Annotated in this window: 14 protein-coding genes; 6 read left to right on the top strand and 8 right to left on the bottom strand. The window is 53.0% G+C overall.

Annotation, left to right across the window (positions count from 1 at the left end; all coding sequences use genetic code 11):
• The first annotated feature begins 19 nt into the window (after nt 1-19).
• The 5 genes from surA to apaH are packed head-to-tail and all read left to right on the top strand — an operon-like array spanning nt 20 to nt 4,342.
• The gene (gene surA / locus AACU94_RS14115; RefSeq protein WP_000800488.1) at nt 20-1,306 is read left to right on the top strand and encodes a peptidylprolyl isomerase SurA; all 1,287 of its coding nucleotides are present in this window, start codon (nt 20-22) and stop codon (nt 1,304-1,306) included.
• Nucleotides 1,306-2,295 carry a 4-hydroxythreonine-4-phosphate dehydrogenase PdxA gene (gene pdxA / locus AACU94_RS14110; RefSeq protein ID WP_135486681.1) on the top strand — a complete coding sequence of 330 codons (990 nt, stop codon included), beginning with the start codon at nt 1,306-1,308 and terminating at the stop codon, nt 2,293-2,295. Before surA ends, pdxA begins: the two co-directional genes overlap by 1 nt.
• A complete protein-coding gene (rsmA, locus tag AACU94_RS14105) occupies nt 2,292-3,113 on the top strand; it encodes a 16S rRNA (adenine(1518)-N(6)/adenine(1519)-N(6))-dimethyltransferase RsmA (RefSeq protein ID WP_135404069.1) in 822 nt (273 codons plus the stop codon). The genes pdxA and rsmA overlap by 4 nt, the downstream gene beginning before the upstream one ends.
• Nucleotides 3,114-3,115: 2 nt before the next feature.
• Nucleotides 3,116-3,493: a Co2+/Mg2+ efflux protein ApaG gene (gene apaG / locus AACU94_RS14100; protein ID WP_130204873.1), complete on the top strand. Its 378-nt coding sequence runs from the start codon at nt 3,116-3,118 to the stop codon at nt 3,491-3,493.
• Nucleotides 3,494-3,499: 6 nt separating this feature from the next.
• Nucleotides 3,500-4,342 carry a bis(5'-nucleosyl)-tetraphosphatase (symmetrical) ApaH gene (gene apaH / locus AACU94_RS14095; RefSeq protein ID WP_130204871.1) on the top strand — a complete coding sequence of 281 codons (843 nt, stop codon included), beginning with the start codon at nt 3,500-3,502 and terminating at the stop codon, nt 4,340-4,342.
• 77 nt (nt 4,343-4,419) lie between these two features.
• On the opposite strand, the gene folA is transcribed toward apaH, so the two are convergent.
• The 8 genes from folA to AACU94_RS14055 form a co-directional block, all read right to left on the bottom strand.
• Nucleotides 4,420-4,899, bottom strand: a complete 480-nt coding sequence (gene folA / locus AACU94_RS14090) for a type 3 dihydrofolate reductase (RefSeq protein ID WP_130204869.1) — start codon at nt 4,897-4,899, stop codon at nt 4,420-4,422.
• A gap of 190 nt (nt 4,900-5,089) precedes the next feature.
• Nucleotides 5,090-6,952: a glutathione-regulated potassium-efflux system protein KefC gene (gene kefC / locus AACU94_RS14085; protein WP_135486684.1), complete on the bottom strand. Its 1,863-nt coding sequence runs from the start codon at nt 6,950-6,952 to the stop codon at nt 5,090-5,092.
• On the bottom strand, nt 6,945-7,475 hold the full coding sequence (gene kefF / locus AACU94_RS14080; protein WP_130217464.1) for a glutathione-regulated potassium-efflux system oxidoreductase KefF: 531 nt from the start codon (nt 7,473-7,475) through the stop codon (nt 6,945-6,947). Before kefF ends, kefC begins: the two co-directional genes overlap by 8 nt.
• A 110-nt stretch (nt 7,476-7,585) precedes the next feature.
• A complete protein-coding gene (locus AACU94_RS14075; protein ID WP_135404067.1) occupies nt 7,586-8,917 on the bottom strand; it encodes an MFS transporter in 1,332 nt (443 codons plus the stop codon).
• Between the two features lie 58 nt (nt 8,918-8,975).
• Entirely contained in the window at nt 8,976-9,263 is a 288-nt protein-coding gene (gene fixX / locus AACU94_RS14070) for a ferredoxin-like protein FixX (RefSeq protein ID WP_000203741.1), read from the bottom strand.
• The gene (locus AACU94_RS14065) at nt 9,260-10,546 is read right to left on the bottom strand and encodes an FAD-dependent oxidoreductase (RefSeq protein ID WP_135489630.1); all 1,287 of its coding nucleotides are present in this window, start codon (nt 10,544-10,546) and stop codon (nt 9,260-9,262) included. Before AACU94_RS14065 ends, fixX begins: the two co-directional genes overlap by 4 nt.
• Before the next feature lie 50 nt (nt 10,547-10,596).
• The gene (locus tag AACU94_RS14060; protein ID WP_130257864.1) at nt 10,597-11,538 is read right to left on the bottom strand and encodes an electron transfer flavoprotein subunit alpha/FixB family protein; all 942 of its coding nucleotides are present in this window, start codon (nt 11,536-11,538) and stop codon (nt 10,597-10,599) included.
• Between the two features lie 14 nt (nt 11,539-11,552).
• On the bottom strand, nt 11,553-12,323 hold the full coding sequence (locus AACU94_RS14055; protein WP_135489629.1) for an electron transfer flavoprotein FixA: 771 nt from the start codon (nt 12,321-12,323) through the stop codon (nt 11,553-11,555).
• 472 nt (nt 12,324-12,795) lie between these two features.
• Here AACU94_RS14055 and caiT point away from each other — a divergent pair, with 472 nt between their 5' ends.
• A complete protein-coding gene (gene caiT / locus AACU94_RS14050) occupies nt 12,796-14,310 on the top strand; it encodes an L-carnitine/gamma-butyrobetaine antiporter (protein ID WP_130217472.1) in 1,515 nt (504 codons plus the stop codon).
• Nucleotides 14,311-14,334: the final 24 nt, after the last annotated feature.

The raw sequence follows: 14,334 nt of genomic DNA, 5'->3' as shown, positions 1-14,334 counted from the left end.
TAATTGAAATGGAAAAAGTATGAAGAACTGGAAAACGCTGCTTCTCGGTATCGCCATGATTGCGAATACCAGTTTCGCTGCCCCCCAGGTAGTCGATAAAGTCGCAGCCGTCGTCAATAACGGCGTCGTGCTGGAAAGCGACGTTGATGGATTAATGCAGTCGGTAAAAATGAACGCTGCCCAGGCAAGGCAGCAACTTCCTGATGACGCTACGCTGCGCCACCAAATCATGGAACGTTTGATCATGGATCAAATCCTCCTGCAGATGGGGCAGAAAATGGGGGTTAAAATCTCCGATGAGCAGCTTGATCAGGCGATTGCCAACATTGCCAAACAGAACAACATGACGCTGGATCAGATGCGCAGCCGTCTGGCTTACGATGGTCTGAACTACAACACCTATCGTAATCAGATCCGCAAAGAGATGATTATCTCGGAAGTGCGCAACAACGAAGTGCGTCGTCGCATCACTATCCTGCCACAGGAAGTTGAAGCTCTGGCGCAGCAAGTCGGTAATCAAAATGATGCCAGCACTGAACTGAACTTAAGCCACATCCTGATCCCGCTGCCGGAAAACCCGTCTTCTGAACAGGTGAATGAGGCGGAAACTCAGGCGCGTGCCATTGTCGATCAGGCACGTAACGGTGCAGACTTCGGCAAACTGGCTATCGCTCACTCTGCCGATCAGCAAGCGCTGAACGGCGGCCAAATGGGCTGGGGTCGCATTCAGGAGCTGCCGGGGATCTTCGCCCAGGCATTAAGCACCGCGAAGAAAGGCGACATTGTTGGCCCAATTCGTTCCGGCGTTGGCTTCCACATTCTGAAAGTTAACGACCTGCGCGGCGAAAGCAAAAATATCTCGGTGACCGAAGTTCATGCTCGCCATATTCTGCTGAAACCGTCGCCTATCATGACTGACGAACAGGCCCGCGTGAAACTGGAACAAATTGCTGCGGATATCAAGAGCGGTAAAACCACATTTGCTGCCGCAGCAAAAGAGTTCTCTCAGGATCCTGGCTCTGCAAATCAGGGCGGCGATCTCGGTTGGGCTACGCCAGATATTTTCGATCCAGCCTTCCGTGATGCGTTGACCCGCCTGAATAAAGGTCAAATGAGTGCACCGGTTCACTCTTCATTCGGCTGGCATTTAATCGAACTGCTGGACACCCGTAACGTCGATAAAACCGATGCGGCGCAAAAAGATCGTGCATACCGCATGCTGATGAACCGTAAGTTCTCGGAAGAAGCAGCAAGCTGGATGCAGGAACAACGCGCCAGCGCTTATGTGAAAATTTTGAGCAACTAATGGTTAAACCCCAACGTGTTGTGATCACTCCCGGCGAACCCGCCGGGATTGGCCCGGACTTAGTTGTCCAGCTTGCACAACGAGAGTGGCCGGTCGAACTGGTTGTTTGTGCCGATGCCACTCTCCTTACCGACCGGGCAGCGATGCTCGGTTTACCACTTAACCTCCGCCCTTATTCCCCCGACTCCCCTGCGCAACCGCAATCTGCGGGAACGCTGACGCTACTTCCCATTGCACTACGTGTACCTGCCACTGCGGGACAATTAGCAGTTGAGAATGGGCATTATGTGGTGGAGACGCTGGCACGCGCGTGCGACGGTTGCCTTAACGGCGAATTTGCTGCACTGATCACAGGTCCGGTGCATAAAGGCGTTATCAACGACGCAGGCATTCCGTTTACCGGTCATACCGAGTTTTTTGAAGAACGCTCACAGGCGAAAAAAGTGGTGATGATGCTGGCAACCGAAGAACTTCGCGTGGCGCTGGCAACAACGCATTTACCGCTGCGCGATATTGCTGACGCCATCACCCCTGCGCTTCTGCACGAAGTGATTGCTATTTTGCATCACGATTTGCGAACCAAATTTGGTATTGCCGAACCGCGGATTCTGGTCTGTGGCCTGAATCCGCACGCGGGCGAAGGCGGTCATATGGGCACGGAAGAGATAGACACCATCATTCCCGTTCTCGACGAACTGCGGGCGCAGGGGATGAAACTCAACGGGCCGTTGCCTGCCGATACCCTGTTTCAGCCGAAATATCTCGACAACGCCGACGCCGTGCTGGCGATGTACCACGATCAGGGTCTTCCCGTGCTAAAATACCAGGGCTTCGGGCGCGGTGTGAACATTACGCTGGGCCTGCCCTTTATTCGCACATCAGTGGACCACGGCACCGCGCTTGAACTGGCGGGACGTGGCAAAGCCGATGTCGGCAGTTTTATTACGGCGCTTAATCTCGCCATCAAAATGATTGTTAATACCCAATGAATAATCGAGTCCACCAGGGCCATTTAGCCCGTAAACGCTTCGGGCAAAACTTTCTCAACGATCAGTTCGTGATCGACAGTATTGTTTCTGCCATTAACCCGCAAAAGGGCCAGGCAATGGTCGAAATCGGCCCCGGTCTGGCAGCTTTAACCGAACCGGTTGGCGAACGACTGGACCAGCTGACAGTCATCGAACTTGACCGTGATCTGGCAGCGCGCCTGCAAACGCATCCGTTCTTAGGCCCGAAACTGACGATTTATCAGCAGGATGCGATGACCTTCAACTTCGGTGAACTGGCAGAGAAAATGGGCCAGCCGCTGCGTGTTTTCGGCAACCTGCCGTATAACATCTCCACACCGTTGATGTTCCATCTGTTTAGCTATACTGATGCCATTGCCGACATGCACTTTATGTTGCAAAAAGAGGTGGTGAATCGTCTGGTTGCAGGACCGAACAGCAAGGCGTATGGTCGATTAAGCGTCATGGCGCAATACTATTGCAACGTGATCCCGGTGCTGGAAGTGCCGCCATCAGCCTTTACACCACCACCCAAAGTGGATTCCGCCGTCGTGCGCCTGGTTCCGCACACGACGATGCCTCACCCGGTTAAAGATGTTCGCGTGCTGAGTCGTATCACCACTGAAGCCTTTAACCAGCGTCGTAAAACCATTCGTAACAGCCTCGGCAACCTGTTTAGCGTCGAGGTGTTAACGGGAATGGGGATCGACCCGGCGATGCGAGCGGAAAATATCTCTGTCGCGCAATATTGCCAGATGGCGAACTATCTGGCGGAGAACGCGCCTTTGCTGGAGAGTTAACGATGATCAATTCGCCCCGAGTGTGTATTCAGGTTCAAAGCGTCTACATTGAGGCACAATCTTCACCTGATAATGAACGTTACGTTTTTTCTTATACCGTAACCATACGCAACCTGGGGCGAGCGCCAGTGCAGTTGTTGGGGCGTTACTGGCTGATCACTAACGGCAATGGCCGTGAAACAGAAGTCCAGGGCGAAGGTGTGGTGGGCGTCCAACCGCATATCGCGCCTGGCGAAGAGTACCAGTATACCAGCGGCGCGATTATCGAAACGCCGCTGGGCACCATGCAGGGTCACTACGAAATGATTGATGAGAACGGCGTTCCCTTTATCATCGACATTCCCGTATTCCGACTCGCCGTTCCAATATTCATTCATTAAAAAATTATGGCGACATACCTTATTGGCGATGTTCATGGCTGTTACGATGAACTGATCGCATTGCTGCATAAAGTGGAATTTACCCCTGGGAAAGATACCCTCTGGCTGACGGGCGATCTGGTTGCGCGCGGTCCTGGTTCGCTTGATGTTCTGCGCTATGTGAAATCCTTAGGCGACAGCGTACGTCTGGTGCTGGGCAATCACGATCTGCATCTGCTGGCAGTATTTTCAGGCATAAGCCGCAACAAACCAAAAGATCGTCTCACGCCGCTACTGGAAGCACCTGATGCCGATGAACTGCTTAACTGGCTACGTCGTCAGCCTTTGTTGCAAATCGATGAAGAGAAAAAGCTGGTGATGGCCCACGCGGGGATCACGCCGCAGTGGGACTTACCGACCGCGAAAGAATGCGCACGTGACGTAGAAGCGGTACTGTCAAGCGACTCTTACCCTTTCTTCCTCGATGCCATGTACGGCGATATGCCGAACAACTGGTCACCAGATTTGCGTGGTCTGGCGCGATTACGTTTTATCACCAACGCCTTTACCCGTATGCGCTTTTGCTTTCCAAACGGTCAACTGGATATGTACAGCAAAGAATCGCCGGAAGAAGCCCCTGCCCCGCTGAAACCGTGGTTTGCGATTCCTGGCCCCGTCGCTGAAGAGTACAGCATCGCTTTTGGTCACTGGGCATCGCTGGAAGGCAAAGGTACGCCAGAAGGTATTTACGCGCTGGATACCGGCTGCTGCTGGGGTGGTACATTAACCTGCCTGCGCTGGGAAGATAAGCAGTATTTTGTCCAGCCGTCGAACCGGCATAAGGATCTGGGTGAAGCGGCGGCGTCTTAAACACAGCCTGATACAGGAAGGCCGGATAAGACGCGACCGGCGTCACATCCGGCACTAGCCGTAAATTCTATACAAACTTACCGCCGCTCCAGAATCTCAAAGCAATAGCTGTGAGAGTTCTGCGCATCAGCGTCGTGGAATTCGCTGAATACCGATTCCCAGTCATCCGGCTCGTAATCCGGGAAATGGGTGTCGCCTTCCACTTCTGCGTCGATATGCGTCAGATACAGTTTTTGCGCTTTCGGCAGGAACTGCTCATAAACGCGACCGCCGCCAATCACCATAATTTCTGGTACGTCACCACACGCCGCAATGGCTTCATCAACCGATTTCACCCACGTTACGCGATCGTCCGTACCCGGCTGGCTGCTGATGACAATATTCTTGCGTCCAGGTAGCGGGCGGCCAATGGATTCCCAGGTATGGCGGCCCATAATCACAGGTTTATTTAAGGTGTTGCGTTTAAACCAGGCGAGATCGGCAGGCAGATTCCACGGCATGGCGTTTTCCATGCCGATAACGCGATCTACCGCTAGCGCCGCAATCAAACTGATCATTGAAATTTCCCGATAAAAAAAATTGTCGTCACTATACGTAAAGCGTAAACCTTCGTCGACTGGCGAGAGGATGATGTTGAGGAAAATTTTTATTTTGCTGGCGAGTCCATAATTTGTTCGTGGACTCGCCGCAATACAATGAAATAAAAACAAATAGTTAGCTGTAAAGCGTGATTTACGTCACTCTTTATTAGGATAAGGGTTTCGTTTCCGGTTCATCCGCCATATTACCGGTATGTTTACCTTCTTCGGTTCCCTGCCAGCCATGCCGTTGGATGAGTGACAGATGTTCCCGGTCCTCGGTGATAATCTCACTTAACATCGCGCTGGTGCGTTTATAGACCGCCGCGCGGGCTTTGGTATCGTTCTCAACCATTGCCATCTCTTCCACCATCTGAATATTAAAGCGGCGGAACACATCGGCGCGTTCTCGCGCTTCATACGGCCCCAGCCCTAAACTTTCCAGCGCCAGACGCCCGATTTTCAGCGCTCCTTCGAAGGTTTCACGTTCCGGCTTTTCAACACCTGCCTGGCGCAAACGAATGTAGTGGTCGACATCGCGGGCGCGGGCAATAATCTGCAAATGCGGGAAATGTTCTTTCACCATCTCCGTCAGTTGCAGGTTGGTTTGCGGATCGTCAATAGCGTTAATCAGCACTTCCGCTTTCGCCGCTCCGGCAGATTCCAGTAAATCCATCCGCGTGGCGTCGCCGTAAAACACTTTCATACCAAATTTACGCAGCGTTTCGATATGGTCCGGGTCGTGATCGAGCACCACCATTTTCACCCCGCTGGAGAGCAGTAAACGTCCGGTGATCTGCCCGAAACGACCGAATCCGGCAATGATTACCCGCGGCTGTTCTTCGTCGATCTCATCGGCTTCACGCGCCTCTTCAGTAGAAGATTGCTCAAGGCGATTGAGGATCACCAGCAGAATCGGCGTTGCCGCCATCGACAGCGCCACCGCCAGGGTCAGCGATTTCGCCCACTCCGGCTCCAGCACATTCGCCATCTGCGCCGCACCAAATACCACAAAGGCAAACTCACTGCCCTGCCCTAATAACACCGCAAACCAGCGACGCTGTTTATTTGGCACCTGCAACGGTCGGGCAATCAGCCACAGCATGGCGATTTTGATGATGAGGAAACCAAGCAGCAAAATAACAATGCGCAACGGATTTTCAAGCAGCGTGCCAAAGTCTATCGACATGCCAACGCCGATGAAAAACAGCCCCAACAGCAAACCTTTAAATGGTTCGATATCGCTTTCCAGCGCATGACGATATTCCGAGCTTGCCAGCAGTACGCCCGCCAGAAACGCGCCCATCGCCATCGACAAGCCGACCTCTTCCAGCAGCAAACCAAAGCCAAACACGAGGAATAACGCCACGGCACTAAACACTTCCCGCAAGCCAGAGCGGGCAACAAAACGCAGCGCCGGACGTGTGACATAGCGCCCCAGCAGTACCACCAGCACCAGCGCACCCGCCACTTTTAACGCCGAGAGAGCAAATGCGCCCATCGTCGTCGAGGCACTGCTCGCCGCCAGTAGCGGGATCATCGCCACCAGCGGGATCGCCGCGATATCCTGGAACAGCAGCACCGCAAAGGCACTGCGGCCCATCTGCGTCATCATCAGATTGCGTTCATTCATCGCCTGCATGGCAATTGCCGTAGAGGAGAGCGCCAGCGTCATGCCGATCAGTTCCGCGACCTGCCAGCGCAGTCCAAGTAACATGCAGAACAGCCCCAGCAGGCCGCCGCAAATCACCATCTGCAATGCGCCACCGCCGAACACCGCCGCACGCAGCTTCCATAGCCTTTGTGGATCGAGTTCGAGGCCGATAATAAACAGCATCAGCACCACGCCAATCTCGGCAAAGTGCAGAATAGATTCGGCATCGGTCACCAGTCGCAGCCCCCACGGACCAATAATGCAGCCCGCGATCAGGTAGCCAAGTACCGATCCCAGACCAAGACGTACCGCAATGGGTACAATCAGCGCCGCCGAACCGAGATAAATCAGCGCCTGAATCAGCGTATGACTATCCATGATGTGCCTCCTGCCATTCCAGCAGACGTTGTTTATAGTGGCGCGCCTGCCCTTCGAGGGTTTCGTCGTCACAAATAAAGGTGCAGTGCATGGCAAACGGTGGCAGCCAGTTCAGCCCGCAGTAGATTGCCGTCGCCTGTAGCGGCTGCGCCAGCACATCAAAGCCCGGATGCGCACCAATCTCAAAATGGCTTTCCCCGCCGCCGGTCGTCACCGCCCACAGCAAATGTTTGCCATGCAGCGCCGTGCCGCCGTGACCGTAAGCCCAGCCGTGCGAAAAGACTTTATCGATCCAAAGTTTAAGGAGCGGTGGAATGCTGTACCACTGCATCGGGTGCTGCCAGACGATCAGATCGGCGCGAGACAGCGCCTCCTGCTCGGCGGCAATATCGATATTGAAGTCAGGATAGAGTTGATAAAGAGAGCGAATTTCGACGCCTTCCAGCGTCCTTGCCTGTTCAAGCATCCGTTTATTCGCATGGGAATGATGCGGATACGGATGCGCATAAATTATAAGAATCATAGTTATTAGCCCGCGTGTTTACGCCTTTGTTTTCCCACAAAGTGTAGTCATATATTCACGCGGCTTATAGTCAATAATATTGATTCAGAAAAGAGAGAAATCTGAATAAATTACCCCGCTCGCTGCCTGCGGATCGTCATATTGCTGGTCTGCGCCAGTGACATCCCACGTGTTTCCGGGGCAAACGCTACGGAAATCAACAAGCCAAATAGCGAGATCCCCGCCCCCATTAGCATCGTGTTACTGATACCGTAATTATTGATAAAGATCGGCAGTGCCCAGGTCGATACAATAGTGCCAATACGGCTTAAGGACATAATCACGCCCACGGCAGAGGCGCGGATATCCGTCGGGAAGAGTTCATTAGGATAGAGCCACTGCAAATTACCCGGCCCGCCAGAGAAAAAGGCATACACCGCAAAGGCCATCACTACCAGCCAGATCCCCATATCCGGGATCAGCCCCAAAACCGCCAGCGCCAGCGTCATCATGGCAAAGCTGCCAATCAACAATGGACGCCGTCCAGCAGTGTTTAACCACAGCATCGGCGGAATACAGCCGAGCATAAAGAACAGGCTAATCACCACGTTCCCCAGCGCCGCGTTTTTGCCCACCCCCAATCCCAACAAACCAACGATTTGCGGGCCAAAGGTGTAAATGGCGAACATTGGGATCACCTGGCAGGTCCAGATGGCGGCAACAAACAGAACAAAAGGAAAATGGCGGCGATTAAACAGATCGCGAAAACGGGTTTGCTGCGGCTGCTCTTCCTCGAAAGCCACCGGTTCGCCAAACAGTTTGATCATCATCTCTTCGCACTCTTTCACTCGCCCTTTGCGTAACAACCAGCGGGGAGATTCAGGCAGTTCGAATCGACCAATCAAAATCAACAAACAAGGGATCGCCGCGCTACCCAGCATCCAACGCCAGCCGCCTTCCACATCATAAAGCCAGTAGCCAACCAGATCGGCGCAGGTCGCGCCGACATACCACATCGCGGCGATAAAGCTGATGGAAAACGCCCGCTGACGGGTACTGGAGAACTCGGTGATCATTGAGGTGGCGATGGGATAATCTGCACCGATGACAATGCCGATGAGTACCCGCATCACCAACAGTTCGACGGGGGATGAGACAAACATCGTCGCCACCGATATCACGCCGATGGCGATGATATCAATGAGGAACATTTTGCGCCGTCCGACTTTATCGGAGATATAGCCAAACAGCGATGTGCCAACGAACAGCCCGGCGAGCGTTCCCGCGCCCAGCAAGCCAATCCAGTCAGCGTCCAGTTTCAGCGCCGGAGTCAGTTGCTCCAGTGCCACGCCAATCATTACCAGTACATAACCATCCAGAAACGGACCACCGCTTCCCCACAGCAAAATGCGGCGGTGAATAGAGGAAAATTTAAGATCGTCAAAGTTTCTGGACGGTTGCATGGGTTATTCCTGTTTTTTTGCAATGAGAGTCAGTACGGCGTTACGTATCAAACCGACATCAACCGTAACGGAACTCCACACCAAAGGTGCCGCGCGGGTATTCCCACTGTTCCAGCGCCGACCCCAGCCCCAGAATGCGACAGGTGCCGCACTCCAGACATCCGGCGTAATCGAAGCGCACACTGCCGTCATCCTGCTTCTTGTACAGACCTGCGGGGCACGCTTTCACCAGCAGCTCCAGCGCCTGTTTATCGGCATCGGCCTTCACAACAATGTGCGGATGCTCTTCATCGACATTGAATTTATTGACGCCCAGTTTGACGTCCACATTGACGGGAGAAGTCATAAAACGGTCACTCCTTTCATGCCATCCTTGATTAGATTGATGAAGCCCACTTTCTTGCCGTGGCGGAGGATTTTCTTGCGCATCAGTTCCGGCGCGCAGCCGTCAATGGTGAACAGGTCACGCGCCACGCCCACCGCCAGTTCCGGGTAGCCGCTAAACATGCGTGGGTTATCAAGGAACGCCGGTAGTTTCTGGTACATTCGCATATCGCGCAGCGGGCCACTCTCAAGATGCTGACGATATTCCGCCAGTTTTTGCTTACTGAAATCGTCGCTTTTCATCGCTGAAAGCACAGTTTTTGCTGCGGCTTCCCCGGCGGCAATCGCCAGATCCATTCCGCGAATGGTAAAACCGAGGTTCATACACATTCCGGCGGCATCACCGGCAATCAATACGCCGTCACCAACCAGCTCCGGTAGCATGTTGATGCCTGCTTCCGGCACTACGTGAGCGGAATATTCCACCAGCTTGCCGCCCGCGATCAGCGGTGCAACAGCCGGATGCTGCTTGAAATCTTCCAGCATTTGCGGCACCGATTTTTTCGCGTCATGCAGATGATGCAGACCACAAACCAGCCCCAGCGACAGGGTATTTTCATTGGTATAAAGGAAGCCACCGCCCATCAGGCCATCAGTGGGGGAACCCGCAAACAGGCAAGCCGCGCCCTGATTACCCTGCAACTGAAAACGGTCTTCGATAACCGACTTCGGTAACTCGATCAGTTCCTTCACGCCAACCGCCACATCCGTCGGTTTAACGCGTTTAGCCATCCCCAGCTTTTCGGCAAGGATGGAGTTGACCCCGTCAGCAAGGATCACCGTTTTCGCTTCAATCACATCGCCATCGGCTTCTACGCCGACAACTTTGCCATCGCGCTGTACGAGGTTATCGACGCGGATCCCGGTAATTAACTGCGCGCCCGCTTCTTCGGCCTGCTCCATCAACCAGGCATCAAATTTACTGCGCAAAACGGAGTAAGAACGCTGGGATGGCGAGGTTTCGTCACCATTGCAGTAGTCCATAGTCATCGCTGACTTTTCCGTCATAAACGCGAGTTTTTCATGGGTGATCAGGCGTTCTACGGGGGCGGACTCGGCGAAACCTGGAATAATGTGTTCCAGACTGTGGGCATAGAGACGCCCGCCGGTGACGTTCTTGGCACCTGCGGAATTGCCACGCTCGATAACTAACACTTGCGCCCCTTCGCGGGCGAGCACCAGTGCGGCAACCGAACCGGCAAGCCCTGCACCAACGATGATGGCGTCAAAGATATCTTCGGACATAAGAGCTCCCTGTCAGCGGCAGGGCCGAAATGCAGCCCTGCCAGAGTGGTTCAACGCGCTAAAGCTGCGGTCAGTGCCGGAAGGATCTTCACGGCGTCGCCAACAATGCCGTAATCCGCGTACTGGAAGATCGGCGCATTTTTATCTTTGTTGATGGCGAAAATGGTTTGCGACGCGTTAGCGCCAACCATGTGCTGGATCTGCCCGGAGATGCCCACCGCCAGATACAATTCAGGTTTCAGCATCAGGTTGGAGATACCGACATAGCGTTCGTGTTCCATCCATTTTTCGTTTTCCGCCACCGGACGAGAACAGGCCAACTCCGCACCTATCGCCTTGCAAAGCTGTTCTGCCAGCGCAATGTTCTCTTTGCTGCCAATGCCGCGACCGACGCTGACCACCAGACGGGCTTTGTCGAGATCGACGCTGTTGCTCTGGCGCGCCTGCGTTGCCATGCGGGTAATCGCCACAGCCGGAGCCTGCCACTCCACGGTGTGCGTTTCGCCAGTACGTGACGCGTCTGGCTGAGCCGCATCGAACGTGCCGCTGCTGATGGTCAGTACCGCATACGGCGTGGCAATGCGTTCTTCGCCAATCGCCAGACCGCCGTAAACCATGTGTTTCACTGTCGCTTTACCGTCCTGTACGCTGACGGTGCTGGCATCGTTAGACACCGCCGCTTTAAGGCGATAACCCAGTTTTGCCGCCAGTAATTTGCCGCGACGGGTGTTTGGCAGCAGTACCAGGCCGTCTGCGCCGTGCTGGCGAATAGTGTCAGCCATGACACTGGCGTAATCTTCGATCATCCGATCGTCCGGTTTGCCGCTTAATTTCCAGACATGATTAGCGCCGAGCTGGATTGCCTGTACGCCATCGGCATCATTGAGGACAAAGGCATTGATTTGATTAGCTAAAGCCTGCGCACCGTTCATCAGTTCCGGCAGACGAGAAGGGGTATCGCTGAATACCCAGACTTGAGAAAACGTGTTCATAGCATCCCCTGTAATTAAATGACTTTGCGAAGATTTTCAGCAAATGCGGCGATCTGTTCTTCGCCGTCGCCTTCAATCACGATGCGCTGACGCTCGCGCTGTTTCGGTGCGGCAACCTGTTGTTCAGACCAGGCTTCCACGGTGTTAAAGCCAATATCCGCCGCCGACCATACCTGGACTGGCTTTTTCGCCGCGCCGAGAATGGCTTTCATCGAAGGAATTTGTGGGGAGTTGATATCAGTGGAAACAGCAACAACCGCAGGCAGCGGAATGCTTAAGGTTTCTGTTTCATCTTCCAGTTCGCGCTCAACGGTGAGGGTATCTGCCGTCAGGGAGATAATTTTGCTGACACCGTTAACTGCCGGAATATTGAGGATTTCGCCCACCAGCAAACCAACCTGCTGGGCATAAAGGTCGGAAGAACCGTCGCCGCACAGGATCAGATCAAAGCCAGCTTTCTGCGCCGCGGCAGCCAGTGCAGTCGCCGTTTGTTGCGGCAGTGCCTGCTCGAACTGGTCATCAATCACCACAATCAGTTCATCCGGGCCGCGCGATAGCACATCTTTACGCCCTTTGGCGTTGGTCAGGGCTTTACCGCCCACACTTAAGGCCGTCACCTGCGCCTCTGCCGCCTGCTGTTTTAACTGGCAAGCCGCTTCAATAGCGTTGAGATCGTATTGGCTTATTTTGGCATCGGCTTTGCTGAGATCTAATGAACCATCAGCATTATTGACCGCAATATCCTGTTCATCAGGCACGCACTTATAGCAAGTAATAATCTTCATTGCATCTCCAGAAATCATGAAGGAAACGTCGTTCATATCGGTGGTGTTAATTACAGATATCACGTCCTTTAATTCGGGAATAAAACTTTAATCACCAATATTGAAAATGTCACACGCAGATAAATCCAACTTTCAATATTGTTAAGTCCCTCACCAATATTGAAAACATGGCGTAGCAAAAAGAAATTTTCAATATTGTTTTATGGATCACCAATATTGAAAGTCAGATGCTATTTTTTTACTCATAATCAAGCCCATCATATTGATTAATATTGGATATTCACACAAAGACACTCTGTTTTTACCCGATGAAAAACTGTGGCTTACATCACAGAATGCAGCCAATTGAATACCCATTATGAGTTAGCCATTAACGCGTCCACGAGGTTAATAATAATTATATTAAATGTTAACAAAAATAAAACAAACGGGAACGCCAAATAAATATTTATTTTTACAGTGGAATTAACTCATGACAAAAGAAAAGAGAAAAACGGGAATAGAACCGAAGGTGTTCTTTCCGCCATTAATAATCGTTGGCATACTTTGTTGGCTTACCGTAAGGGATCTGGATGCGGCGAATGTCGTTATTAATGCTGTATTCAGTTACGTCACCAATGTATGGGGATGGGCATTTGAATGGTATATGGTGGTGATGCTTTTCGGTTGGTTCTGGCTGGTATTTGGCCCGTATGCCAAAAAGCGTTTAGGTAACGAACCACCAGAATTTAGTACCGCCAGTTGGATCTTTATGATGTTCGCCTCCTGTACGTCTGCCGCCGTACTGTTCTGGGGGTCGATTGAGATCTACTACTACATCTCCACGCCGCCATTTGCTTTAGCGCCAAACTCCACTGGCGCGAAAGAACTGGGGCTGGCCTACAGTTTGTTCCACTGGGGGCCGCTACCGTGGGCCACTTACAGCTTCCTTTCCGTCGCCTTCGCGTACTTCTTCTTTGTCCGCAAAATGGATGTGATTCGCCCCAGCTCCACTCTGGTGCCGCTGGTCGGTGAAAAACATGCCAAAGGCTTGTTTGGCACTATCGTCGATAACTTCTATCTGGTGGCGCTGATCTTCGCAATGGGCACCAGTCTGGGTCTTGCCACGCCGCTGGTGACCGAGTGTATGCAGTACCTGTTTGGTATTCCGCATACCCTGCAACTGGACGCTATCATCATTACCTGCTGGATCATCCTCAACGCTATCTGCGTCGCCTGTGGTCTGCAAAAAGGGGTGAAAATCGCCAGCGATGTGCGCAGCTATTTGAGTTTCCTGATGCTTGGCTGGGTATTCATCGTCAGCGGCGCCAGCTTCATCATGAACTACTTCACCGACTCGGTGGGGATGTTGCTAATGTATCTGCCGCGCATGTTGTTCTATACCGATGCCGTTGGCAAAGGCGGCTTCCCGCAGGGCTGGACCGTGTTCTACTGGGCATGGTGGGTGATTTACGCCATCCAGATGAGCATCTTCCTGGCGCGTATTTCCCGTGGTCGTACCGTGCGTGAACTGTGCTTCGGTATGGTGATGGGGCTGACAGCATCCACCTGGATCCTGTGGACCGTGCTCGGCAGTAACACTCTGCTGTTGATGGATAAAAACATCATCAACATTCCAAACCTGATCGAACAGTACGGTGTGGCGCGCGCCATCATCGAAACCTGGGCCGCTCTGCCGCTCAGCACAGCCACCATGTGGGGCTTCTTCATTCTCTGCTTTATTGCCACCGTTACCCTGATTAACGCTTGCTCTTACACCCTGGCGATGTCCACTTGCCGCGAAGTACGCGATGGCGAAGAGCCGCCGCTGCTGGTGCGTATCGGCTGGTCAGTGTTGGTTGGTGTTATCGGCATTGTTCTGCTGGCGCTCGGCGGCCTGAAACCGATTCAAACCGCCATTATCGCCGGAGGATGCCCGCTGTTCTTCGTCAACATTATGGTGACGCTCTCGTTTATTAAAGACGCGAAACAGAACTGGAAAGATTAATTAACCCCCCAAAATATCAAGAGG

The sequence above is a fragment of the Escherichia sp. E4702 genome (genome assembly GCF_963883545.1).
Lineage (GTDB): Bacteria > Pseudomonadota > Gammaproteobacteria > Enterobacterales > Enterobacteriaceae > Escherichia.
The sequence above is the reverse complement of the archived record's forward strand: the minus strand, read 5'-3'. Positions and strand labels throughout refer to the sequence as shown.

Excerpts from the sequence above, each read along its gene's own strand:
- surA (WP_000800488.1), top strand. The coding sequence starts at position 20 with ATGAAGAACTGGAAAACGCTGCTTCTCGGTATCGCCATGATTGCGAAT.
- pdxA (WP_135486681.1), top strand. The coding sequence starts at position 1,306 with ATGGTTAAACCCCAACGTGTTGTGATCACTCCCGGCGAACCCGCCGGG.
- rsmA (WP_135404069.1), top strand. The coding sequence starts at position 2,292 with ATGAATAATCGAGTCCACCAGGGCCATTTAGCCCGTAAACGCTTCGGG.
- apaG (WP_130204873.1), top strand. The coding sequence starts at position 3,116 with ATGATCAATTCGCCCCGAGTGTGTATTCAGGTTCAAAGCGTCTACATT.
- apaH (WP_130204871.1), top strand. The coding sequence starts at position 3,500 with ATGGCGACATACCTTATTGGCGATGTTCATGGCTGTTACGATGAACTG.
- folA (WP_130204869.1), bottom strand. The coding sequence starts at position 4,899 with ATGATCAGTTTGATTGCGGCGCTAGCGGTAGATCGCGTTATCGGCATG.
- kefC (WP_135486684.1), bottom strand. The coding sequence starts at position 6,952 with ATGGATAGTCATACGCTGATTCAGGCGCTGATTTATCTCGGTTCGGCG.
- kefF (WP_130217464.1), bottom strand. The coding sequence starts at position 7,475 with ATGATTCTTATAATTTATGCGCATCCGTATCCGCATCATTCCCATGCG.
- AACU94_RS14075 (WP_135404067.1), bottom strand. The coding sequence starts at position 8,917 with ATGCAACCGTCCAGAAACTTTGACGATCTTAAATTTTCCTCTATTCAC.
- fixX (WP_000203741.1), bottom strand. The coding sequence starts at position 9,263 with ATGACTTCTCCCGTCAATGTGGACGTCAAACTGGGCGTCAATAAATTC.
- AACU94_RS14065 (WP_135489630.1), bottom strand. The coding sequence starts at position 10,546 with ATGTCCGAAGATATCTTTGACGCCATCATCGTTGGTGCAGGGCTTGCC.
- AACU94_RS14060 (WP_130257864.1), bottom strand. The coding sequence starts at position 11,538 with ATGAACACGTTTTCTCAAGTCTGGGTATTCAGCGATACCCCTTCTCGT.
- AACU94_RS14055 (WP_135489629.1), bottom strand. The coding sequence starts at position 12,323 with ATGAAGATTATTACTTGCTATAAGTGCGTGCCTGATGAACAGGATATT.
- caiT (WP_130217472.1), top strand. The coding sequence starts at position 12,796 with ATGACAAAAGAAAAGAGAAAAACGGGAATAGAACCGAAGGTGTTCTTT.